Genomic DNA, 22,295 nt, shown 5'->3' on the forward strand with positions numbered 1-22,295 from the left:
GTGGTCGGCCGCGATTGCGCGAATCTTCCGCTCGAACGAATGCCGATCGGGCACCGCGAGCGCCCGGCTATGGGCCCGCGAAAACGCAGTTCTATCAATGGCTTTCGGGTAAAATGGTCGGGCTTCCACGCGACTACCACTGCCGGGTGCTGGCCGAGATGTTCCCCGGCTGGGCGATCGAGAGTTTGTTCCGGACGGCAACCGAGCCCACACCGGTCGCGATCGGCGTGGACGAGCCGGATCTTCCGCCCGACGACGTCGAACTCGCGGCCTTTCTCGGAGCCGAGATGCTCACCAGCGGTGTCACTCTCGTGTATCCGGCGTTCAAGCTACCGCTGCGGTCGGCGCGCGCACGCCGGGCGCTCGCGGTGTCCGATCGGCATTCGTTCGAGCGGAAGATTCGCGCAATCGCGGCCGACCACCGCTCGGATGTGCTGGCGGCCTTGCCGGAGAAGGAGTTTCGTGGGCTGCTGTACGTGCTGTCGATGCTCCAGCGCCATGCCGGTTTCTCGGCCGACGTCCGCAGTGATCGCGAGGTCGTCGCACACGGTGAGCGCCCTTACATCAGCTTCGGACTCACCGGCAACGCGTGCACACGAAGGTATTTCGACAGCGTCGACCGGCCGCTGTTCGATCTCGACGGCCGGGGTCGTCGCATCGAACAGGTGGCGTTGGCCGACGGCAGCCGGTACGGCTCGCGCGACGGCCACAGCGTCGGTGTCATCGCGCGAGTGCGACCGGATCCGGATCTGCACCCTGGCCGATACCGGATCTTCTGCGCCGGCTTGGGACCGCGCGGAACCACCGGTGCCGGTTGGTATCTCGCCCACTCGTGGGGCCTGTTGCAGCGCCGAGCGGAAGACCGCGAGTTCGTCGCCGTCGTCGACATCGGTGACAACGCCGACGACACGGCCCGCCTCGAGTATCTGATGATCGAATCGGCGCAGTGAACCGCCGGCCCCGCCACCGCGTTCCCTCCCCGGAGCGCCCCATCGAGGCCAAGGGGCCGAAACCCCGCCGCAGCGAAGCGGAGGCCAACGTTACGGCAGCGGCGGAATCGCGTCCTCGTCGCCGACGAAGTCGACCGAGGCGTATTCGTGCAGCTTGGTGAGGCGGTGGTAGGCGTCGATGATGCGCACGGTGCCGGACTTGGAGCGCATCACGATCGACTGGGTCGAGGCGCCGCCGCTGTAGTAGCGCACGCCGCGCAGCAGGTCGCCGTCGGTGACGCCGGTGGCGGAGAAGAAGACGTTCTCACCGGAGACCAGGTCCTCGGTGCTCAGGATGCGGTCGAGATCGTGACCGGCATCGAGCGCCTTCTGCTTCTCGGCGTCGTCGGTGGGGGCCAGCTTGCCCTGCAGCGCACCGCCCATACAGCGCAGCGCGGCCGCGGCGATGATGCCCTCGGGGGTGCCGCCGATGCCGACCAGCATGTCTGTGCCCGATTCGGGGCGGGCGCAGGCGATGGCGCCGGCGACGTCGCCGTCGGAGATCAGGCGGATGCGCGCACCCGCGTCGCGAACCTCCTGGATGTGGCGGGCGTGGCGGGGCCGGTCCAGCACGCAGACGGTGAGGTCGGAGACCAGCGAATTCTTGGCCTTGGCCACCCGGCGCAGGTTTTCCGCGATGGGGGCGGACAGGTCGATCACATCGGCCGCCTCCGGGCCGACCGCGATCTTCTCCATGTAGAACACCGCCGACGGATCGAACATGGCGCCGCGTTCGGCGACGGCCAGCACCGAGATGGCACCCGGGGACCCTTTGGACATCAGCGTGGTGCCGTCGATCGGGTCGACGGCGAAGTCGACCTCGGGACCGGTCCCGTCGCCCACGGCCTCGCCGTTGTAGAGCATCGGGGCTTCGTCCTTCTCGCCCTCACCGATCACGACGGTGCCGCGCATGGAGACGGTGGCCACCAACTGCCGCATCGCGTCGACGGCCGCCCCGTCGCCGCCCTCCTTGTCACCGCGGCCGACCCAGCGGCCCGCGGCCATCGCACCGGCCTCGGTCACCCGGACCAACTCCAATGCGAGGTTGCGGTCCGGGGCCTCGCGGCGGCGACTGGTTGCGGGTGTGGGTGCCGTCATGACGGTGCCTCCTCGAGTTGTGTATTGCTGCGTGAATTGTCGCAGAACGGTCGGATCCGCCATTCAGGTACTGCTGTTCCACTTCGCGGGAAGAGCGTCCGCGCCGGTGGGGACCGCTGTGATGTCGGCCTCCCGGCCCGAGGGCGAGGCTCGGCGGGTTCGGCGGCGCGTGGATACTTGGGTCGTGTCGCAGAAACCACGCATCCTCAACGACTACCGGGATCTGATCTGGTCGCTGATCCCGCTGGTACTGATCTGCGTGGTGCTGGCCGCGGTGGCCAGCCAGTGCAGCTTCTCCGCGCACGGACCCACGCCCGGTCAGGTGCCGAACTTCGACGTCCAGTCGGCCCTGCACGACGACGCCAAGGCGCTGCCCTTCCCGATTCGCGACCCCGCGGTGCCGAGGGATTGGAAGGCCAATTCCGGTAGCCGTGACACCGTCACCGGATCCGGCGGCGGCACCGTCAGCACGGTCGGTTTCATCACCTCCAACGGCACCTACCTGCAGCTGAGCCAGAGCAATGCGAGCGAGAGCGCGCTGGCCGCCCACGTCGTCGACACCCGCAGCCCGTCGGGATCCCGGATGGTGGGCAATCAGAAGTGGACCGTGTACCACGTGCAGGGCAGCGAGTCGGCCTGGATCTCGGACTTCGGGCAGAGCCGCGTGCTGCTCAAGGGGGCGGCCAACGAGGCGGCCTATCTGACGCTCGCGCAGGCCGTGGACGCCGCGGCCCCGCTGCAGCCCTGAGCGCTGCTACAACTTCGAGCCCCTGCTACCGGGGCCTGAGCGCGGGCTCAGCGGTGGCTCACGACGTTGACCACGGTGCCGTCCGGATCGCGGACGAAGAACCGCCGCACACCCCACGGCTCGTCCCGCAGCGCGTAGACCACCTCGGCCCCGGCCGCGACCATCGCCTCGTGCGCGGCGTCCACATCGGCGACCTCGACGCTGATATCCGGCTGCGGGTCCTCGGCGTCGGCGTCGATCAGCAGGATCTGCGCGGTCGGATTGCTCGGCGAGGCCAGCCCGACCGCCCAGCCGAGATCCATCACCTCGTCGAGGCCCAGCGCCCGATAGAAGGCGCGGGCCCGTTCCATATCGGCGACCCGCAGATCCGGGACGACGCGACGGATATCCATGCTCAGTCCTGGTCTCCGCCGCGCCGGGACAGGGCGTCCTCGACCCGGCGGCGGGCTCCGGCGAGATGTTCCTCGCACCGGTTGGCCAGTGCCTCGCCGCGTTCCCACAGGGCGAGCGAATCGTCGAGGTCCATTCCGCCCTGTTCGAGCATCTTCACCACGTTGACCAGTTCGTCGCGGGCGCGTTCGTAGCCGAAGGTCGCGATTTCGGTGACGTCGCTCTCGGTCATGACGATTCCTCCTGTTCGGACGCCGGTGCCGGCCGTTCCGTAACCCGCTGGGCCGGTATGGGATTCGCGAGGGCCTGACTGCCCAGGGCCGCGGCGCTGATCGCGCCGTCGGCGACCCGGATACGTAATTGTGTGCCCGGCGGGGAGTCGGCGACGGCGCGGACGACGTGGCGCTCCGTACCGGTAACCCGTTGCACGACAGCGTATCCGCGCGCCAGGGTGGCGGCCGGGCCCACCGCGGTGAGCTTGTCGCGCAGATGGCGCGCGGTGGTGGCCTGGCTGGTGAGGCAGTGGTCGACGGCGCGGTGGGCCGCCGTGCGCAGCCGCTCGATCTCGTCGTGGCGCTGGTCCAGAATCCGCAGCGGATCGGCCAGTACCGGGCGCGAGCGCAGCTGCTGCAGGGCGCGCGCCTCACGATCGACCCAGCCGCGCAATGCCGCGGCCGAACGGGCGCGCAGTTCCCGGACGCCCGCGAGTTCGGCGGCGGCGTCGGGAACCAGCCGTTTGGCCGCATCGGTGGGGGTGGCCGCGCGCAGGTCCGCGACGTAGTCCGAGAGCGGATTGTCCGGCTCGTGCCCGATCGCGCTGACGATCGGGGTGGTCGCGGAAACGATCGCGCGGCACAGGGTTTCGTCGGAGAACGGCAGCAGATCCTCGACACTGCCACCGCCGCGCGCCAGCACGATCACCTCGACCTCCGGGTGCTCGTTCAACTCGGCCAGCGCGTCGAGGATCTGCGGCACCGCGGTCGGCCCCTGCACGGCGGTATTGCGGATCTCGAAACGGACCGCGGGCCACCGCTGCTGGGCCACGGTCACCACATCGTGTTCGGCGGCGCTGGCGCGACCGGTGATCAGGCCGATCACCTTGGGCAGGAACGGCATCGGCCGCTTCAGCCGCGGATCGAACAACCCCTCCGCGGCCAGCAGCGCCTTCAGACGTTCGATGCGGGCCAGCAGCTCGCCGATGCCGACCGGGCGAATCTCGGTGACGCGCAACGAGATCGTGCCCCGGCCGGTGAAGTACGACAGTTTTCCGTAGACCACCACCCGGCTGCCCTCCTGCAGCGGGACGGCCGAGGCGCGCAGCAGTTGCGGATCGCAGGTGATCGACAGCGACATGTCGGCGGCGGTATCGCGCAGCACCAGGAACGCGGTGCGGGTGCCGGGGCGCAGATTGATCTGGGTGATCTGGCCCTCCACCCAGACGCTGCCGAGCCGGTCGATCCACTGCGCGACCTTCATCGCGATGGTGCGCACCGGCCACGGCTGTTCGGCCGAGTTGGCGGGGCGGGCAGCAGAACGCGCCGGTTCCCCGGAGGCTCGTGCCCCGGCGGCCGGCGCGTCGGCGTGTGAGTCGGTCACTTGGCCTGCACGGTGGCGATCCGGTTCGTCAGCATGGTCACGAACGGCGCCCGGTCCAGGGTCTGCTGCTCGTAGGCCAGCAGTTCGGCCAACTCCTCGGCGCTGAGCATGCGCAGCCGGGCCCGCAGCTGAGCCAGCGTCATATTCGCGTAGCCGTACCGGGCGGCGACCTCGGGTTCGACCACTCCACGCGGTTCCGCCGGCGCCGCGGTGCCGGGGTTGCTCGTTCCGGGGTTGTCCGTTCCGGGGTTGTCCGTGTCCTCGCCGGTCGTTTCGACGGAGTTCGTCCCCGTTTCGACGGCATCGGCGGCGGTGGTCTCCGCCGTGTCCGTTTCGGCGGTGGCCGCTTCCGTAGTGTCCGATTCCGCAGTGTGAGATGCGGCATAGCCGTTCGTCGCCGACGGAGTGACCGGCGCCGTGGGTTCCGGGACACCCGCGGCCGGGTCGGATTCGGCGAAAAGATCGAAGCGGCTGAGCCGGGCGGCGAGATCGCGGTCGCCCCGCGCGCCGAAATCGCCGCTGCCGAACGGTTGCTCGTCGTCGAGGTCCTCGTCGAAGGTGGCCCATTCCGGCTGCTCCACCGGGCGATTGGCCAGCCGGTCGAAGACCTCGTCACCCTTGAGGGCGAGGCTGGTCACGAACTGCTGCAGATGCATCGAGGTCTGCAGCAACTGGCTGATCGCGGTGATCGGCAGATGGATTGCCACAGTGGGTAACCGGCGAGTTTCCTCGAGGGCGTAGACGGCGGCCCCAGCGGCGACCCGGGCCAGGTAGGGAGGTCGGAACATGTCCCTAGCCTGCCCGAAACGGCCGGTGATGCAAAGAACAGAGTTCACGTGTTCCATTGTCGCGCGTCGCGCCACACCGGCGTACCCGCGGTTCGCGGGCGGGACTTTCCCCGTCGGCCGGCGCACGTAAGCTGTGAACATGTCCTCGGCTATCCCCCTGAATGTCGGAATCGCCCGGTCGGCCGATGCGGTCGGTGCCGGCGCGGGCAAGCGGGTGCTGCTCGCCGAACCACGCGGCTACTGCGCGGGTGTGGACCGGGCGGTGGAAACCGTGGAGCGCACCCTCGAGAAGCACGGTGCGCCGATCTACGTGCGCAAGGAGATCGTGCACAACCGCCACGTGGTCGAGACCCTGCGCGAGCGCGGCGTGGTCTTCGTCGACGAGACCGACGAGGTGCCGGAGGGCGCGGTGGTCGTCTTCTCCGCGCACGGCGTGTCGCCGGCTGTGCACGAATCCGCGGCCGCCCGCAATCTGCACACCATCGACGCGACCTGCCCGCTGGTGACGAAGGTGCACCAGGAGGCCAAGCGCTTCGCCCGCGACGACTTCGACATCCTGCTCATCGGCCACGAGGGCCACGAGGAGGTCGAGGGCACCGCCGGTGAGGCGCCCGACCACGTTCAGCTGGTCGACGGCCCCGACGCGGTCGACGGCGTCGAGGTGCGCGACGAGAACAAGGTGATCTGGCTGTCGCAGACCACGCTCTCGGTGGACGAGACGATGGAGACGGTGCAGCGGCTGCGCACGCGCTTCCCGAATCTGCAGGACCCGCCCAGCGACGACATCTGCTACGCCACCCAGAACCGTCAGGTCGCGGTGAAGGCGATGGCGCCCGAATGCGATCTGGTGATCGTCGTCGGCTCCCGCAACTCCTCCAACTCCAAGCGGCTGGTGGAGGTCGCCCTGAACGCGGGCGCGCGCGCCTCCTATCTGGTCGATTTCGCCCGCGAGGTCGACCCGGCCTGGTTCGAGGGCGTCACCACCGTCGGTGTCACCTCCGGCGCCTCGGTTCCCGAGATCCTGGTGCGCGGCGTGCTCGACCTCCTCGCCGAACACGGCTACGGCGAGGTCCAGCCCGTCACCACCGCGAACGAGACCTTGGTCTTCGCCCTCCCGCGAGAACTGCGCACCACCGGCCGTCGCTGAGTCTCCCTCGCTGCATCTCCACGTTTCCGCGCGATCGCGGAAACGCTTGGGGCGCAACGGTAACGGCCCGCCGGGGCGAGGCGATGAGTGGGCGTGGGGATTTCGGGGATGACCGCTGCGGGCGGAGCCGTAACCGGTTCGGCGCCCGTGACGTTCGGCTCAGCGGTCGCGGTAGCGCACGTTCGGCCGCGGGTGCGGGGGCACATCGCTCGGTGGCTGCGGCCGGCCGCGGCGGGGCTGCGGTTCGGCGACTCGGGTGCGTTCCGCGGTCCGGGTGCGCTCACCGGTGCGGGGATAGGACGCGGCCGCGGCGACACGCGGCGGGCGTTCGGCCACCTTGCCGCCCGTGCGGCGCGCCGCCCGTGCGGGTTCCGGTTCCGCGGCCCGCTTGGCCGTCCCGGATCCGCGAGCGGCCGAATCGCCACGCTTGGGCGCCTTGGCGGATTTGGTGGCCTCCGCGCCGCGCTTCTGACCGCGGGAGCTACGCCGCAGGGTCTCGCCGCCGGCGGCTTCGCTACGGGCGCGACGCGCACGGCCGGCGGCCGAACGCGGGTTCCAGCTGTCGCTGCCGCGTTCCCGGGTGGGACGCGCAGTGGTGTCGGCGTTGCGGTACAGCCACACCCGCAGGGCGCCGACGCCCAGCACCAGGACCGTCGCCAGCGCCATGGTCGGGAATCTGTTCACCAGCGGAATGGCCAGGTTCAGCAGAATGTCCTTCACCGAGGTCGAGCTGTGCCCGGTCAGCTGCTGATAGGCCAGCGGGACGGCGATGAACAGCAGTAGCGGCGGGGTCACCATGGTGGTGAACAGGCCGCGATAGCGCACCACGCATGCCGCGATCACACATCCGATGATGTAGAACGCGGCGAACACATGGGTCAGCTCCTTGCCGCTGTTTCCGGAGTCGATGAAAAATCCGATGAAAGTGCACGCCACCGCGATCAACACCGCGGCGCCGGCGGGGATGCCGGGCACCGACGGGACGATCGAGAGGTGCGAGGCGGGTACATCGGATCGCTCGCGTTGGGTAGCTGCCACGTAAAGCACACTATCTGCCGCGGCCGGAACGTGTGTCGAGGCCGGGCTGCTGCCGGAGTTACTCGTTGGTGTCCGAGAAGCCTACCGCGCGCGGCCACGACTGGACGGGAGCAATTGCCGGTACGGCGCGATCGCCGATGTCGAGATCGTGCAGCCGGCGCGCGGTGACCATCACGCGCGACTCGATCGAGGCCACGGTGTGGTTGAAAGCGTCGACGGCCTTACCGAGTTGGGTGCCGAGCTTGTCGAGATGGCTGCCCGTGGTGGACAACCGGGTGTAGAGCTCCCGGCCCAGTTGCTGAACGGTTGCCATGTCTCGCGAAAGTGCCTCCTGTCGCCAGCCGAATGCGACGGTGCGCAGTAATGCGATCAAGGTGGTCGGTGTAGCGAGAATCACGTTGCGGCCGAACGCGTATTCGAGGAGGTCGGAATCGGCGGTCAGTGCGGCGTCGAGGAACGGATCGCCCGGGATGAACAGGATCACGAATTCCGGGCTGGGATCGAAGGCCTCCCAGTACGCCTTGCCGGCCAGCTGGTCGACATGCGCGCGCAGGTGTTTGGCGTGCCGGGCCAGATGGTCGGTGCGCCGGCGCGGATCCGTTTCCCCGGTGGCGTCCAGATAGGCCGTCAGCGGCACCTTGGCGTCGACCACCAGTTGGCGGTCACCGGCCAGCCGCACCACCAGGTCGGGCCGGATCAGGCCGTCGCGGCCGCTCGCGGTGACCTGCGTGTCGAAGTCGCAGTGCTTGGCCATCCCCGCCAGTTCGACGACCCGCTCGAGCTGGATCTCACCCCAGCGCCCGCGCACCTGTGGTGCGCGCAATGCCGACACCAGCTCGCCGGTCTGGGTGGACAACTGCTGGGAGATCCGCTGCATCCCCGCGACCTGTTCGCGCAACCCGGAGTAGGCGTTGATGCGGTGGTGCTCGACCTGCTGGATGTGCTGGTTCAAACTGCCCAGGGCCTCGCGCAGCGGTTCGACCAGGGTGCCGATGGCCTGCGAATTGTGCCGTGCCGCATCCGCACTCGCGGCGCCGAGCGATTGCCGCAGCAGCTGTTCGTTGTCCCGCAGCGCCGCGAGCCGAGCTTCGGCCGTGGCCGCCCGCTGTCCCGCCCGGGCGGCATGGCCCAGCCACCCGAGGCCGGCCCCCGCGCAGAACACCAACAACAACGCGAACAGCATCGATGCGGTCATGCGCCCGATAGTGCCCTATCCCACCGACAAGTTCGCGGATCCCGGCAATTCTCCAGCATCACCCGTCGACACGCCGAAGCGATTCAACCTTGTCGGTGAGATGGCTTAGCCTCTTCCCACATGCGGATGCTGCATACCTCGGACTGGCACATCGGGCGCACCTTTCACGGTGTCGACCTGCTGGCCGATCAGGCGCGTGCGCTGGAGGCGGTGGCGGAACTCGTGGCCGCGCAGCAGGTCGACGTGGTCGTGGTACCGGGTGACGTCTACGACCGGTCGATTCCGAGCGCGGACGCGATAGCGGTGTGCAACAAGGGTTTCGAGGCGATCCGCGCCGCCGGAGCGACGATCGTCGCGACCTCGGGTAATCACGATTCACCCACTCGGCTGGGCGCCCTCGGCAGCTTCGCCGCGGCGGGCGGACTGCATCTGCGGACGTCGGTGGCGGAGGTGGATCGGCCGGTCGTGCTCACCGACGAGCACGGACCCGTCGCCTGCTACGGCATCCCATATCTGGAGCCCGAAATCACCCGCGCGGAACTGGATGTGCCGCAGGCGCGTTCGCATGCCGAGATTCTGGATGCCGCGCTGGCCCGTATCCGTGCGGACCGGCAACGCCGCGGTGATCCGCGCACCGTGGTGCTGGCACACGCCTTCGTGGTCGGTGCCGAGGCGACCGGTTCGGAACGTTCGATCGCAGTGGGCGGGGTGGAGACCGTTCCGCTGAGCGCGTTCGAGGGCATCGATTACGTCGCGCTGGGCCATCTACATTCACCCCAGACGTTGTCGGAGTCGGTGCGATATTCCGGCTCGCCGCTGCCGTATTCGTTCGCGGAGCGGTCGCATCGCAAGGCGGTGTGGATCGTCGATCTGGACGCCGCCGGGCTGGTATCGGTGCAGCGCCACGATCTGCCGGTGGTGCGTGGACTGCGCCAGCTGACCGGTGTGCTGGACGAGCTGCTGTCCGCAGCCGAATATGCCGACGCCGAGGACGATTACGTCTCCGCGGTGCTCACCGATCACGCCCGCCCCGTCGATGCGCTGCGCCGGCTGCGGGAGCGGTTTCCACACGCGGTGCACGTGGAATGGTCTCGCCCGGAGGGCAATGCGCAGCTGCGCTACCGCGAACGGGTACACGGCCGCCGCGACAGCGAGATCGCGCACAGCTTTCTCAGCGATGTGCGCGGTGAACCGACGGCGGGGGAGATGGCGCTGATCGAGCAGGCACTGTCCGCGGCCGGGCGCGAACCCGTCGCCGAAGTGGTGGCAGCCTCGGCGGAGTTGTCGGCATGACCGACGCCCGGACGGGGGCCGCATGAGGCTGCATCGGCTGGAGCTCACGGCCTTCGGGCCGTTCGCCGAGACGGCCCGGGTCGATTTCGACGAGCTCGGCGCCGACGGTCTGTTCCTGCTGCACGGCCATACCGGCGCGGGGAAGACGACGGTGCTCGACGCGATCGCGTTCGCGCTCTACGGCCGGGTGCCGGGGGCGCGGGGCGAGAGTAAGCGCCTGCACTCCGACCACGCCGATGCGCAGACCGCGCCGCGGGTGGTGCTGGAGGCGACGCTCGGCGGTCGCCGGCTGCGCCTGACCAGATCGCCGGAGTTCGAGCGGCCGAAGAAGCGCGGCACCGGTATGCGGACCGAACAAGCCGCGGCGACACTGGAATGGCTGGACGGGCGCGGACAACATCTGTCGCGCATCCCCGATATCGGCGACGAGGTGAGCCGGCTGCTGGGGATGAGTGCCGATCAGTTCTTCCAGGTGGTGTTGCTCCCGCAGGGCGATTTCGCGCGCTTTCTGCGCTCGGACAACGAGGATCGGGAGAAGTTGCTCGAGCGACTGTTCGACACCGAGCGCTTCGGCACGGCCGAACAGTGGCTGGCGCAGCGGCGGCGCGAGAGCGGCGCGCAGCTGGACATTCACCGCCAGAGCGTCGACCGCTTGATCGCCCAGGTCGCGATTACCGCGGGCCTGGGCGCCACCGAAGCCGTCGGCCCGCTCGAGGCCGTGGAATGGTCACAGCAGCTCCTTACGCAGGCGCGCGCCGAGGCCGAGCGTTCGGCGGCGGAACTTGCTCGCTGCCAGCAGGATTCGGCGCGCCGGCAGTCCGCGGCCGAAGAACATCGCCGCGTACAGGAGCGTCGCGAACGCGCCGCGATCGCCCGCCGCTACCTCGACGACTACACCACCGGCGCGTCCCATCGCGACCGGCTGCAGGCCGATCTGGACCGCGCCCGCCGCGTCGAACCGGTGGCTGCCGCGCTCGCCGACGCCCGCACCGCCGCCATGGCCCTGCGCCGCCGCACCGACGAAGCCCGTGACCTGGCCGAACGCCTGGCCGTCCGGCTGCTCGAACCGGAATCCGCCGAGCTTCCCGGAACAACTTGGGCAGCAAGCGATCTCGCCGCTGCTGAATTGGTTGATACCGAGTTGGCCGAGGAACTGACGGCCATTCCGGAGATCGGCCGCGCCGACGCCGACGAAGAGGGCGCCGCCGCCACCGCAGGCGAGAGCCGCCACGGTCTGGACTCGGTGAGCTCGAGCGAGGGCGACCGATCCGCGGCGGAATCGGTTCCGACCGGCACGGCCGCCGGCCACGGACAAGCCGCGGGGGAAGCCGCCCCGGCGTCGACACATGACGTAATGGTGGCCGAATGGAGCCCCTCCAGCGAAGCGCATGCCGGGGAGGCCGCGGAGGCAGAGGACGAGCCTCAGGAAACGGCGGCCACAGTGGCGACCGACCACGGCGACGCCGAAACAACTGACGGCGCAACGCTGTTCGCCCTCTCTGTTCCTCCGCCAGAGGAGCACGATGCGGTGGACGAGCCGGTCGAATTGGAGTTGTTCTCCATCGACCTCGTCCGCCCCGCAACGGCGGCGTCGCGCAGTGACCGGACTCGCCCCGCCGCCCGCGCCCATAATGAGCCCGGCCCGTCGGCCGAGCAGAAGATTCCCGGTGCGGTCGATGATGCCCCGGCCGACGAATCCGACAACCCGCGCGCAGCGGACGACACTGTGCACCCCACGACTCCGCGCGGTATCGACGCCGCTGTCCAACGGTGGTCGGCACATATCGGCTCCCTGGAAGAGGTCCGCGCCGACGCGGAGAACGCCGTCCGCCTGACCACCGAATTGGCCGGTCTACGAACGGAATACGCCGCCGCCGCGCGCGAGCTGGAACAGCTGGCGCAGCGCAGGGAGCAGTTGCCGCAGGCCATTCGCTCGGCCGAGGTGGCGCTGCGGGAGGCGGCGGATGCGCGGGCAGCGCTGCCGGGCTTGGAACGCGAATGCGAGCGCACGCGTGCCGCGGCGGAGGCGGCGGTCGAGCTGGTGGGCGCGCGGAAGGAATTGTCCACGGCCACCGAGGCATTCGAGCGGGCCCGCGCAGCACACGCCGATGCGCGCGAGCGCACCCTCGATATTCGCGAACGCCGTCTCGCCGGTATGGCGGCCGAGCTGGCGGGTGCGCTCGTCGAGGGCCAACCGTGCAGCGTCTGCGGTTCCGGCGACCATCCGGCCCCCGCCCGGCCCACCGCCGTCACCGTCGCGAAATCCGACGAGGACGCGGCGGTACAGGCGGAACGCGACGCCGAACAGCGCCGCGACCGCGCGCTCACCCGCCGCACGGAACTGGAACGGCGGATCGAACTGCTCGTGGAGCGCGGCGGCGACGGCGACCACACGGAACTGGCCGCTGCCGTGAACGCGGCGACCGAGCAGTTCCGGTCCGCGCAGCAGCAGGCGAGCGCCGCCGCCGATCGCACCGCCGAGGTGGAGCGGTTGCGCACCGCCGAAACCGAACTGCACACGCGCCTGCGGGAACTCGAAAGCCGCGGCAGCGCCGTCCAGGAACGCATTCTGTCCGCCGATCGGCGGCTGGCCGAACTCACCGAGCGAGTCCGGGTTGCCGCCGGTGCCGACGGCACGGTTGAGCGTCGCCGCGCCCGCCTGGAAGCGCTCATCGCCGATGCCACGGATCTGCTCACCGCCCGCACCGACGCCTCCGTCGCCGGCGATCAGTTCGTCGACCTCGCCCGCCGCGTCGAACACACGGCCCGCGCCGCCGACCTGCAGGTCGCCGCCGAGCCGCAGCCGGAACGCTCGGCGTCGGACGCGCCCGACCACACGGTGCTCGCGGCCTACGCGAAGGTCGTCGCGGCCGCGACCCGGACCCCGCAGCAGCAGACCGAGATGGAGGCCGAGCTCGTCGCCGCCGACCGCCGCCGCGCGCACGCCGAAGCGGTTCTCGCCGAACCCGCGGTCCGGGCCGCGGCCGACGCCGACGCGGTGAACCTCACCGAGGTCGAGGCGGCCGTGGCCGAGGCGCGCCGCGCGCTGGACGCCGCGGTCGCCGCGCACGCCGAAAGCACCCGCCGCGTAGCACAACTCGAGGACCTCGGCAGCCAGCTGTGGGCCGCGGCCGACCGCATCGCCCCGCTACAGCAGGCGCACACCGAACTCGAGGGGCTCGCCGACGTGGTCGCGGGACGCGGCGCCAACAACCGCCGCATGTCCCTGCGCTCCTATGTACTCGCCGCGCGGCTGGAGGAGGTCGCCATCGCCGGTTCGGCCCGCCTACGGCGGATGTCGGGCGGCCGCTACGAATTCGTCCATTCCGATGCGGCCGGGCCGCGCGGCCGCCGCGGTGGTCTCGGCCTGGACATCCGCGACGACTACACCGGCGCCGTCCGTCCCGCGAAAACACTGTCCGGTGGCGAAACCTTCATGGCCTCGCTGTCACTGGCTCTCGGCCTCGCCGATGTGGTCGCGGCGGAATCCGGTGGCCTGGTCCTGGACACCCTGTTCATCGACGAGGGATTCGGCAGCCTCGACGCCGACACCCTCGACGCCGTGATGGGTGTACTGGACGAATTGCGTTCGGGCGGAAGGGTGGTCGGGGTGGTCAGCCACGTCGACGAGATGCGCCAGCGCATTCCCAGCCGCCTCCATGTCATCCGGGAACCGACCGGCTCCCGGCTGCGTACGATCGTCGCCTGATCACTCGCGGTGCAACCGGCTGCCCGATTCCCGCAGTGCCCGCAGCTCCGCGGCGTGCGGATCCGGCACGGTGGTCGAGCTCGGGAAGTCGAACCTCCGCACCTGCCGGTCCGTTCCGAACGGCGCCCAACCCGGATCGCCGTGCGTCGCGAAATCGACCCAGGCCCGGTGGATTTCGTCGGCCAGTGGCTGCGGCGGGTTCGGTCCGGTCAGCGGATGTGCCTCGGTGAGTTTGTCGAAGACGAAGGGGATCTCCAGCACGTGGCAGGCACCGAGGTCGGGAACTCCACTGCGCCAGCCGAATTCGTACACATGCGTCGGCTCCCCGGCGGCGGTGTTGGCTGCCGCGATGCGCATCGAATCGTCGCGGAAGACCATATCGGTGATCACGGCCGCGAAGAGGTCGGCGGGTGCGGCCTGCTGCCGCTGCTCGGCATACACCTCCACCACGGCGGGGTCGACGCCGTAGCGCGCCAGCACCGGCCCCAGCGTCTCGTCGGTGAGCGTGGCCGCGATGCCGGTCGGAAAGGTGAAGAACCGGAATTCCTCGGCCGTCCAGCCGATGATCAACGGAACCGCGTGGCCGGTGGAGGCTTCCAGCACGTCGACGGGCCGGTCCTCGATGAGTTCGCCGTCGATCACCGGGAAGAAACTCAGAATTCCGAGACCGTTGTCGATGACCGTGCGGCCCCATCGGTTCGGATCCGGATTGGTGATCAACTCCAGCGCCACCGCGTCCTGCGCGGTCCGCAGCCGGTCCGGCCCGAGTTCACCGAAGGCCGCGGCCGTCGGCTCGATTCCCAATGTGCGAGCGAGGTTTTCGGCGACCTTCACCGCGTCGGCCGCCTCGGCCACCGCGGAACCGTTGCCGCTCTGCACGATCGCGCGGTGGAACAGTCCGCGCGCCGGCGCGGCGGTCAGCAGGTCGACCACACTCATCCCGCCGGCCGACTCGCCGAAGACGGTCACTGAGTCGGGGTCGCCGCCGAACGCCGCGATATTGTCGCGCACCCAGCGCAACGCGAAGATCTGATCGTGCAGGCCACGATTGAGCGGTGCGCCGGGTACGGCGGCGAAGCCGGAGATCCCGAGCCGATAGTTGATCGACACCACCACGACCCCGTCGCGGGCGAAGGTGCTGCCGTCGTACATGGTGCGGGCGTTGGAGCCGCGGGTGAAGGCACCGCCGTGAATCCACACCATGACCGGCAGGCCGGATCCGCCGGCCTCGGGCGTCCACACGTTCAGATTCAGGTATTCGTCACCGGGCAATCCGTCGCTGCCGATCAGCGCGTGGATCGGCGCGGGATAGGGCGATTGCACACAGGTCGCGCCGTAGCTCAGCGCATCGCGAACGCCGTCCCATTCCGGGACCGGCCGTGGCAGATCGAATCGGGCCGGACCGACGGGCGCGGCCGCGTAGGGGATGCCGAGGAATGTGCTCACCCCGTTCTCGGTGATGCCGCGGACCTTGCCACCTGTGACCGACACGATCGTTTCCATGCAGAACTCCTTCGTCGTTCCGCATTCTGCCCGCCGGACCGAATGTTCGGCACGAGTTCGGTGCGCCGGATCCAGGGCAGGCGCGAGCTCAGCGCGTGAGCTGGGCCTTGTCCTCCGCCGCCCGCTCGTGGGCGAGCAGCCAGCGTTTACAGCCCAGCCCCCAGCGGAAACCGCCGAGCGATCCGTCCGTACGCAGGATCCGGTGGCACGGAACGAACAGCGCGGCCGCATTGCGCGCGCACGCGTTGGCGGCGGCGCGAATGGCCTCCGGGCGGCCGGACCGGAGCGCGAACGCGGTGTAGGTGATCGGCGCGCCGGCCGGTACCGCCCGCAGGACCGACCAGGCGTGTTCGAGGAACGGGCCGGACACCTGGCGTACGGCCACTCCGTCGATGGCATCCAGTTCGCCCTGGTGGTATTGCTCGACGGTGTCGGTGAGCTCGTCGAGGGCGTCGTAGCGGCGCAGCGCGGCCGGTCTCAGTTGCGGGTGGACGAGTCCGCGCAGCCCCTCGGCATCAGCGGTCCAGCCGGAGGCGAGGACCGCGCCGTCGGCATCGGCGATCACCGTGAACGGCCCGATCGGGGTCGGGACCGTCGCGTAATCCGCGGTGGTCATCGCCGCGCGCCCAGATAGGCCGTGCGACGGCCGGCATCGGCGGCAGCGGCTCCGGGACGGGCGACGTCGCCACGACGGTCGAGTGCGGCACGGGCGGGCGCGGGCCGGGTGGCGTCGTCGCGCCCGGCGGGGTATCCGCCGTTGCGTGCCAATGCCGCTCGCGCGGCCCCGGCCCCGGCCACCGCGGTGCGTTCGGAGAGCGCGCGCTTCCACAGATGCATCGACAGATACGACCGCCACGGTGCCCATCGCGACGTGTCGGTGAGATCGATCCCGTACTGGGCCGCGCCCTGCCGGACCACGAGATCGGTATGCAGCAGGATGTCCGGGTCGGCGAGCAGGCGCATCGTCACGTAGTCGGCCGTCCACGGGCCGACCCCGTCGATGGCGAGCAGATCGCGGCGTACGTCGGCGGCGGTACGGCCGGCGTGCAGTCGCAGGTCACCCGAGGCGAGCGCACGGGCGGCGCCCACGATCGAGGCGGTCCGCCGGGCCGGTCCGGTCAGCACGTCGGCGCCGCGTTCGGCGATGGCCTCGGCGGTGGGGAAGAGCCGCGGCATGGGGCCGTTGACGTTCTCACCCAGCGCGTCGACGAGGCGGGCGGTGTGCGTGGTTGCCGCCGACACCGAGATCTGCTGTCCGATCATGGTGCGCAGCAACAACTCCGAGCCGTCCAGGCAGCCGGGCACGCGGATGCCCGCGCCGATCGCCGGCGCGCCGGGCCCGAAGCCGTCGGTGAGTGCGGCGTCGATTCCGACCGGATCGGCGTCCAGGTCGAGCAGATGCCGGATCCGCGCGACCGTAGGCGCCAGATCGCGCATATCGTGCAGCGCCAGGCTCGCGCGTACATGGCCGGGGTGGATGCTCGCGCGCACCGTGGCATGTCCGTGCGGGGTGCGCAGGCTGCGCGTGTAGACGCCGTCCTCCCAGCTCTCCAAGCCGGGGACCGCATGTGCGGACAGGAACCATTCGAGCCAGCTCGCATCGAGCGGTTCGCGATAGGGCAGGCGCAGGGTGAGGGCGCCGTTGGTGGCGGGCAGTGTGTCGCCGCGCAACCGACGCGCCTCCTCGCGCAAGACGGTCGGGCTCACCACGAACACCTCGCGCACGGTGTCGTTGAACTGCCGGATGCTGGCGAAACCGGCCGCGAAGGCGATGTCGGACATGGGCATTCGCGTGGTCTGGATGAGCAGCCGGGCGGTGTGAGCGCGATGGGCGCGAGCCAGGGCGAGCGGACCGGCGCCGAGTTCGGCGGTGAGTACCCGGGTCAGTTGCCGCTGCGAATAGCCGAGTTTGTCGGCCAATCCCGGGACGCCGCTGCGCTCGATCACTCCGTCGGCGATCAGCCGCATCGCCCGCGCGGCCAGATCGGCGCGGGTGTTCCACAGCGGTGAGCCGGGCGCGGCATCGGGCAGGCACCGGCGGCAGGCGCGAAATCCGCTCTGCTGCGCGGCGGCCGCGGTGGGGAGGAACGTGACATTCGTACGCTTCGGAGTGATAGCAGGACACGATGGCCGACAGTAGATTCCGGTGGTGCGCACCGCCGTGACGAATTGTCCGTCGAAACGGGCATCGCGGGTGGCCACCGCTCGATAACAGCGCTCGAAGTCCAGACCGTTCACACTCACGCAGTCCACCTTGTCAGCCCGAGGCCGCCTGCGCTAGCGGGAATCAGACAACTACCCCCGAGGGACAACGTTTCAGCGACATAGCTGTGTGCTATCAATAGTCGGCCGACTGAGAGCAGCTGCGTATAACCGCCGCAAAGGGCCTATTCCGCAGCGTCGCAAGGATTTCGGGTCGGCCGGAGTCGCCGGATGAGTTGTGCGCGGTTGGTCGCAGATCACACGCGAACGTTGCGGCCGGCGGATCTGCGGGCACTCGCGCGAGCGGACCGGAACCGGCCCGCCTCGCTATCGGGCTCGACAGCCCGACGAGCCGGATGCACGGGGCCGTTCTCGGCTGCCACATCGATCGGCCCGGCCGCCACCGATCAGTGCCGCGGCGAGCTCAGCAACACCGGGTTCCGGGATTGCGGTCGGCTGCGGCATGCCGCTCTCGCCAGTACTCCCGCTCGCTCGGAATCGGCCGATCGGGGTGCCGCCGGCGCAGATGTGCCACATATCGCGGATAGTCCTGGCCACCGAGCACCGCGTTCAGATAGCGGGCTCCCGCCCGGACCGCACGCAGCGGCGCCCGGAGAACCGCGACGGTCCGCCGGTGCGTTCTCGCCGCGTCCGTAGCGGCGGACAGGGCCGACGCGGCCCCTGCCGCGCCGGAACCCTCGAATTCGCTTGCTAGGACGCCGGTTCCGGAGTCGACGCGTGGGCTGCTCCGGGGACTTTCACCGCTCCCGTGCGTTCCAGTTCCTCCCATTCGCGCTGCACCTCCTTCTCGGCCTTGGTGGTGAGGAAGCCCGACGGCCCGAAGATCTTCGACGGCACTTCCGGAGTCTCGGTGGTGGCTCCACCACCGCGCCGCACCGCCTGAACACACACGATCACACCGACCACGGCCACGATCAACACCAGCACCGCGAAGATGATCGACAGCGAGCCCTGAATGAACGTGTTGCGTACGACCTTGTCCATATCGGCCATGCTCTTGGCCGGCGCGAGCACCTTCCCGGCGTCCCGCGCGTCGCTGTAGATGCGGTGCTGGGTCCAGTAGCCGATGTTCTTGTCGCCGGAGAAGATCTTCTGCCACGAGGCCGTCATGGTGACGATGAGATCCCAGATCAGCGGCAGCGCCGGAATCCAGGCCCACTTCCACAGCCCCTTCTTCATCACGATCACCAGCACCACCGTCAGCGCGACCGCGGCCAGCAACTGGTTGGCGATGCCGAACAGCGGATACAGCGTGTAGATACCGCCGAGCGGATCGGTGACGCCCATCAGCAGCACCGAACCCCAGGCGGCGACCACGACGAAGGTGCACAGCCAGGCTCCGGGCCGCCAGGACGGATCCTTGAACTTGCGGGCCGGTCCGCCGAGGTTACCGAGCGTGTCCGACAGCATGAAGCGTGCGACGCGGGTGCCGGCATCGATGGTGGTCAGGATGAACAACGCCTCGAACATGATCGCGAAGTGGTACCAGAACGACTTCATCGCGGCGCCGCCGATGAAGTTGTGCATCACCTCGGCCATACCGACGGCCAGGGTGGGCGCGCCGCCGGTGCGCGAGTAGATCGCCTGTTCGCCCACGTCGTGGGCGGCCTGGTTCAACTCGTTCGCGGTGATCGGTGTCCCGCCGAGTCCGAGGGCGTTCACCTTGTCCGCGGCGGCCTGCGCGCTGGTGAGGCCGCCGGTGTTCATCGCGAAGTACAGATGCTGGTCGAGAATGCTGGCCGCGATGATCGCCATCACCGCGACGAACGACTCCATCAGCATGCCGCCGTAGCCGATCATCCGTGCCTGCGACTGCTTTTCGAGCAGTTTCGGCGTGGTGCCCGAGGACACCAGGGCGTGGAATCCGGAGAGCGCACCGCAGGCGATGGTGATGAACAGGAACGGGAAGAGGCTGCCCGCGAACGCCGGACCCTTGGAGTTCCCGGCGAACTGGGAGACCGCGGGTGCGTGCAGCACCGGCATGGTGATCACCACGCCCAGCGCCAGCAGCACGATGGTGCCGACCTTCATGAACGTCGACAGATAGTCGCGCGGCGCCAGCAGCAGCCAGACCGGCAGCACCGAGGCGATGAAGCCGTAGATGATCAGCATCCACGCGATGGTGGTGCCCGAGAGGGTGAACAGATCACGGCCCCAGCCGGATTCCGACACCCAGCGCCCGGAGACGATGGCCAGCAGCAACAGCACGAATCCGACGACGGAGATCTCGCCGACCTTGCCCGGCCGCACATAGCGCAGGTACAGACCCATCAGCAGCGCGATCGGAATCGTCATCGAAATCGAGAACACACCCCACGGACTGCCGCCGTGCAGTTGCCCGTCGGCGCCCTTGGTCGCGGCGAGCGCGTTGACCACCACGATGCCCAGCACCGCCAGCAGAATCACCATGATCACCAGCACCGCGATCAGCGCGGCGATACCGCCCACCACACCGAGTTCGTCACGAGCCATCTGCCCGAGACTGCGGCCGCGGCGCTTCACCGAAGCCCACAGCACCAGATAGTCCTGGACGGCGCCCGCGAGCACGACACCGATCACGATCCACAGCGTGCCCGGCAGATACCCCATCTGCGCCGCGAGGACCGGCCCGACCAGCGGACCGGCGCCGGCGATGGCGGCGAAATGATGGCCGAACAGGACCCGCCGGTCCATCGGCATGTAGTCGGTGCCGTTCTCCAGTTCCTCTGCCGGAGTGGCGGTGTCGTCGCGCGGCTTGGTGATCTTCCATTCGATCAGCCGGGCGTAGAACTGGTAGGCGATGATGTAGGTGCACACCGCCGCGATGACGATCCATACCGCGTTGACGTTCTCGCCGCGGGCGACGGCGAGGATCGCCCAGGCGACCGCACCGAAGACGGCGACGGCCGCGAAGATCGCCTTCTTGGCGGGCGTGATCGGCCGGCGGTCGACGATCCCGACGGGAGGCAGCTCCGGCTCGGTTCGGAGGTATTCGATGGTCGCCATGCGAGCTACTCTCCCGTGCTGGTCTAGGTCCGATCGAAGAGGAGCTTCCGGCCGGACATCAGGTGGAACTGACTCAAGGTAGCGGAATCCCGCCGAATCGGGCGAGCCCTCCCTGGTATCCGCACCCCGTTCAGGAACTGTTCATCGGACCGGATCCCGGCCTCGAGGGTGGAAACGCAGGTGGTCGCGTGTCGGGCGGCCCGGGCGTCATTCGGGCGGAACAGCCGACGAATACCGCCGGCCCAGGGTCCGGATATGGTCCACGAGTTCCGGCGGTCCGTCGACGCGGAAGTCCATCATGAGCATGCTCAGGTAGATCGCGATCGTCTCCAAAGTGTCCGCGCCGGTGTACAACACACACGACTGTGCGTCGACGGGTTCCACCACGCCGACGGCCGGGTTGATGCGGGCGATCACCGTTTCGGCCGGCGCCAGTACCGTGACCCGGGCGTGGACCCGCCAACCGGCCGTGGCAATTTCCCGCAGCACGAACGCCACGAGATCGTCCTCGGGCAGCGAGCGGGCCGCGAAGTGCCGGGATCCGCTCGCGACGCTGTCGACGGCGGCCACGGGAAGCGCACGCCAGCAATGGGTTTCGAGATCGTAGGCGACGAGATACCACCGGCGTTGCCAGTTGATCAGCCGATACGGCTCGAGCAGTCCGCCGTCGACGGTCAGGACCCGAGTGCCGCGAATCGCGGACGCGATGGTGGCGAGAGTCTGTGCCGGCACGGGCGCATCGGGTTCGCGTGAGCCGGTCGTCGCGGGACCGATCTCGGTGGCCGTGCGCAACGCTGTCACCTTGCGCTGCAACCGAACCGGCAGAATCCTCTCCAACTTGGCGAGCGCCCGCGCCACGTTCTCGTCGATATCCGCGATCCCGGTGGACCCGTCCTCCGCGAGGCCGATCGCCACGGCCACCGCGACCGCCTCGTCGTCGTCGAGCAGCAGCGGCGGCATCGTCTTGCCCTGGCCGATCCGATAGCCGCCGACCGCTCCGCGCTCGGCATGGACCGGATAGCCCAATTCCCGCAGCCGTGCGATGTCCTGACGCAAGGTCCGGTCGCTGACGTCGAGGCGTTGCGCCAGCTCCCGTCCGGTATATGTGCGGTCCTGCAACAGCGACAGCAGGCGCAGCACCCGGGTTGTGGTGGAGGTCACATCGAAGCCTTTCCCGGCGGCGGATTATTAGGAAGAAATCGAGCCTAATTGCTGCGTAGTCTGAGTTCAACGCCGAAAACGAAGAACGAAAGGCCCTCCGATGAACGCCACTTCCCTTGCACCCGCCGCCGTCCTCGCCCCCGTCTGGCGCGAGGTCGTCGCCGACTCCTACCGTGCCCTCGCCGACGCGGTCGCCGGGATCGGCGCCGCCCAGTGGGACCTGCCCACCCCGTGCTCGCAGTGGACCGTCACCCAGGTCGTCCAGCACGCCGCCGGTGATCAGCTCGCCTTCGCCGCCGCGCTCGGCGTCGGCGCCGGCCCTGCCTACGACCCCTTCGCCCCCTCCGGCTCGCTCGACGGCACCGGCGCGGAGCTGATCTCCGCCGCCCTCGACCAGACCGCCACCGCCTGGGCCACTGTCACCGACCTGTC

At 69.5% G+C, this 22,295-nt stretch carries 19 protein-coding genes; 6 read left to right on the forward strand and 13 right to left on the reverse strand.

Going from position 1 to position 22,295, the window contains the following annotated elements:
• Window positions 1-950 (forward strand): hypothetical protein (locus tag C8258_RS31770; protein WP_233225470.1); only part of this gene is annotated, 950 nt, incomplete at its 5' end.
• Between the two features lie 90 nt (window positions 951-1,040).
• On the opposite strand, the gene glpX is transcribed toward C8258_RS31770, so the two are convergent.
• Window positions 1,041-2,087, reverse strand: a complete 1,047-nt coding sequence (glpX, locus tag C8258_RS31775) for a class II fructose-bisphosphatase (protein WP_106958285.1) — start codon at window positions 2,085-2,087, stop codon at window positions 1,041-1,043.
• Window positions 2,088-2,271: 184 nt separating this feature from the next.
• On the opposite strand from glpX, the gene C8258_RS31780 reads away from it, so the two are divergent.
• Window positions 2,272-2,835: a DUF4245 domain-containing protein gene (locus C8258_RS31780; RefSeq protein WP_369974858.1), complete on the forward strand. Its 564-nt coding sequence runs from the start codon at window positions 2,272-2,274 to the stop codon at window positions 2,833-2,835.
• A 47-nt stretch (window positions 2,836-2,882) separates the two neighbouring features.
• Here C8258_RS31780 and C8258_RS31785 read toward each other — a convergent pair whose 3' ends face one another.
• From C8258_RS31785 to C8258_RS31800, 4 genes are all read right to left on the reverse strand, one after another.
• Entirely contained in the window at window positions 2,883-3,227 is a 345-nt protein-coding gene (locus C8258_RS31785; protein WP_106958287.1) for a VOC family protein, read from the reverse strand.
• Window positions 3,228-3,229: 2 nt separating this feature from the next.
• Window positions 3,230-3,457, reverse strand: coding sequence for an exodeoxyribonuclease VII small subunit (locus C8258_RS31790; RefSeq protein WP_036505013.1), 228 nt, complete (start codon window positions 3,455-3,457; stop codon window positions 3,230-3,232).
• Entirely contained in the window at window positions 3,454-4,701 is a 1,248-nt protein-coding gene (xseA, locus tag C8258_RS31795; protein ID WP_233225471.1) for an exodeoxyribonuclease VII large subunit, read from the reverse strand. Before xseA ends, C8258_RS31790 begins: the two co-directional genes overlap by 4 nt.
• A 116-nt stretch (window positions 4,702-4,817) precedes the next feature.
• Entirely contained in the window at window positions 4,818-5,609 is a 792-nt protein-coding gene (locus C8258_RS31800) for a lipid droplet-associated protein (RefSeq protein ID WP_106958289.1), read from the reverse strand.
• 139 nt (window positions 5,610-5,748) lie between these two features.
• On the opposite strand from C8258_RS31800, the gene C8258_RS31805 reads away from it, so the two are divergent.
• Window positions 5,749-6,756, forward strand: coding sequence for a 4-hydroxy-3-methylbut-2-enyl diphosphate reductase (locus tag C8258_RS31805; RefSeq protein ID WP_106958299.1), 1,008 nt, complete (start codon window positions 5,749-5,751; stop codon window positions 6,754-6,756).
• A 159-nt stretch (window positions 6,757-6,915) separates the two neighbouring features.
• Here C8258_RS31805 and C8258_RS31810 read toward each other — a convergent pair whose 3' ends face one another.
• Window positions 6,916-7,794, reverse strand: coding sequence for a DUF6542 domain-containing protein (locus C8258_RS31810; RefSeq protein WP_106958290.1), 879 nt, complete (start codon window positions 7,792-7,794; stop codon window positions 6,916-6,918).
• Window positions 7,795-7,852: 58 nt separating this feature from the next.
• On the reverse strand, window positions 7,853-8,989 hold the full coding sequence (locus C8258_RS31815) for a DNA recombination protein RmuC (protein ID WP_106958291.1): 1,137 nt from the start codon (window positions 8,987-8,989) through the stop codon (window positions 7,853-7,855).
• Between the two features lie 120 nt (window positions 8,990-9,109).
• On the opposite strand from C8258_RS31815, the gene C8258_RS31820 reads away from it, so the two are divergent.
• Both C8258_RS31820 and C8258_RS33575 read left to right on the forward strand, forming a co-directional pair.
• Entirely contained in the window at window positions 9,110-10,282 is a 1,173-nt protein-coding gene (locus C8258_RS31820) for an exonuclease SbcCD subunit D (RefSeq protein ID WP_106958292.1), read from the forward strand.
• Between the two features lie 22 nt (window positions 10,283-10,304).
• Window positions 10,305-13,991 (forward strand): AAA family ATPase, encoded by a 3,687-nt coding sequence (locus C8258_RS33575; protein WP_106958293.1) that lies wholly within the window; start codon window positions 10,305-10,307, stop codon window positions 13,989-13,991.
• Here C8258_RS33575 and C8258_RS31830 read toward each other — a convergent pair whose 3' ends face one another.
• The 6 genes from C8258_RS31830 to C8258_RS31855 form a co-directional block, all read right to left on the reverse strand.
• Entirely contained in the window at window positions 13,992-15,494 is a 1,503-nt protein-coding gene (locus C8258_RS31830) for a carboxylesterase/lipase family protein (RefSeq protein WP_106958294.1), read from the reverse strand.
• 88 nt (window positions 15,495-15,582) lie between these two features.
• Window positions 15,583-16,110 carry a methylated-DNA--[protein]-cysteine S-methyltransferase gene (locus C8258_RS31835; protein WP_106958295.1) on the reverse strand — a complete coding sequence of 176 codons (528 nt, stop codon included), beginning with the start codon at window positions 16,108-16,110 and terminating at the stop codon, window positions 15,583-15,585.
• Window positions 16,107-17,747 (reverse strand): AlkA N-terminal domain-containing protein, encoded by a 1,641-nt coding sequence (locus C8258_RS31840; RefSeq protein WP_106958296.1) that lies wholly within the window; start codon window positions 17,745-17,747, stop codon window positions 16,107-16,109. The genes C8258_RS31835 and C8258_RS31840 overlap by 4 nt, the downstream gene beginning before the upstream one ends.
• Window positions 17,748-18,120: 373 nt before the next feature.
• Entirely contained in the window at window positions 18,121-18,300 is a 180-nt protein-coding gene (locus C8258_RS31845) for a YbdD/YjiX family protein (protein ID WP_106958300.1), read from the reverse strand.
• Window positions 18,301-18,407: 107 nt separating this feature from the next.
• Window positions 18,408-20,702, reverse strand: a complete 2,295-nt coding sequence (locus C8258_RS31850) for a carbon starvation CstA family protein (protein WP_106958297.1) — start codon at window positions 20,700-20,702, stop codon at window positions 18,408-18,410.
• 207 nt (window positions 20,703-20,909) lie between these two features.
• Window positions 20,910-21,863, reverse strand: a complete 954-nt coding sequence (locus C8258_RS31855; protein ID WP_106958298.1) for a YafY family protein — start codon at window positions 21,861-21,863, stop codon at window positions 20,910-20,912.
• A 100-nt stretch (window positions 21,864-21,963) separates the two neighbouring features.
• Between C8258_RS31855 and C8258_RS31860 the strand changes: the two genes are divergently transcribed.
• On the forward strand, window positions 21,964-22,295 hold a 332-nt coding region (locus tag C8258_RS31860), incomplete at its 3' end, for a maleylpyruvate isomerase N-terminal domain-containing protein (RefSeq protein ID WP_199195924.1).

Source organism: Nocardia sp. MDA0666, from assembly GCF_003023875.1.
Classification (GTDB): Bacteria; Actinomycetota; Actinomycetes; order Mycobacteriales; family Mycobacteriaceae; genus Nocardia; species Nocardia aobensis.

Excerpts from the sequence above, each read along its gene's own strand:
- glpX (WP_106958285.1), bottom strand. The coding sequence starts at position 2,087 with ATGACGGCACCCACACCCGCAACCAGTCGCCGCCGCGAGGCCCCGGAC.
- C8258_RS31785 (WP_106958287.1), bottom strand. The coding sequence starts at position 3,227 with ATGGATATCCGTCGCGTCGTCCCGGATCTGCGGGTCGCCGATATGGAA.
- C8258_RS31790 (WP_036505013.1), bottom strand. The coding sequence starts at position 3,457 with ATGACCGAGAGCGACGTCACCGAAATCGCGACCTTCGGCTACGAACGC.
- xseA (WP_233225471.1), bottom strand. The coding sequence starts at position 4,701 with ATGAAGGTCGCGCAGTGGATCGACCGGCTCGGCAGCGTCTGGGTGGAG.
- C8258_RS31800 (WP_106958289.1), bottom strand. The coding sequence starts at position 5,609 with ATGTTCCGACCTCCCTACCTGGCCCGGGTCGCCGCTGGGGCCGCCGTC.
- C8258_RS31805 (WP_106958299.1), top strand. The coding sequence starts at position 5,749 with ATGTCCTCGGCTATCCCCCTGAATGTCGGAATCGCCCGGTCGGCCGAT.
- C8258_RS31815 (WP_106958291.1), bottom strand. The coding sequence starts at position 8,989 with ATGACCGCATCGATGCTGTTCGCGTTGTTGTTGGTGTTCTGCGCGGGG.
- C8258_RS31820 (WP_106958292.1), top strand. The coding sequence starts at position 9,110 with ATGCGGATGCTGCATACCTCGGACTGGCACATCGGGCGCACCTTTCAC.
- C8258_RS33575 (WP_106958293.1), top strand. The coding sequence starts at position 10,305 with ATGAGGCTGCATCGGCTGGAGCTCACGGCCTTCGGGCCGTTCGCCGAG.
- C8258_RS31830 (WP_106958294.1), bottom strand. The coding sequence starts at position 15,494 with ATGGAAACGATCGTGTCGGTCACAGGTGGCAAGGTCCGCGGCATCACC.
- C8258_RS31835 (WP_106958295.1), bottom strand. The coding sequence starts at position 16,110 with ATGACCACCGCGGATTACGCGACGGTCCCGACCCCGATCGGGCCGTTC.
- C8258_RS31850 (WP_106958297.1), bottom strand. The coding sequence starts at position 20,702 with ATGGCGACCATCGAATACCTCCGAACCGAGCCGGAGCTGCCTCCCGTC.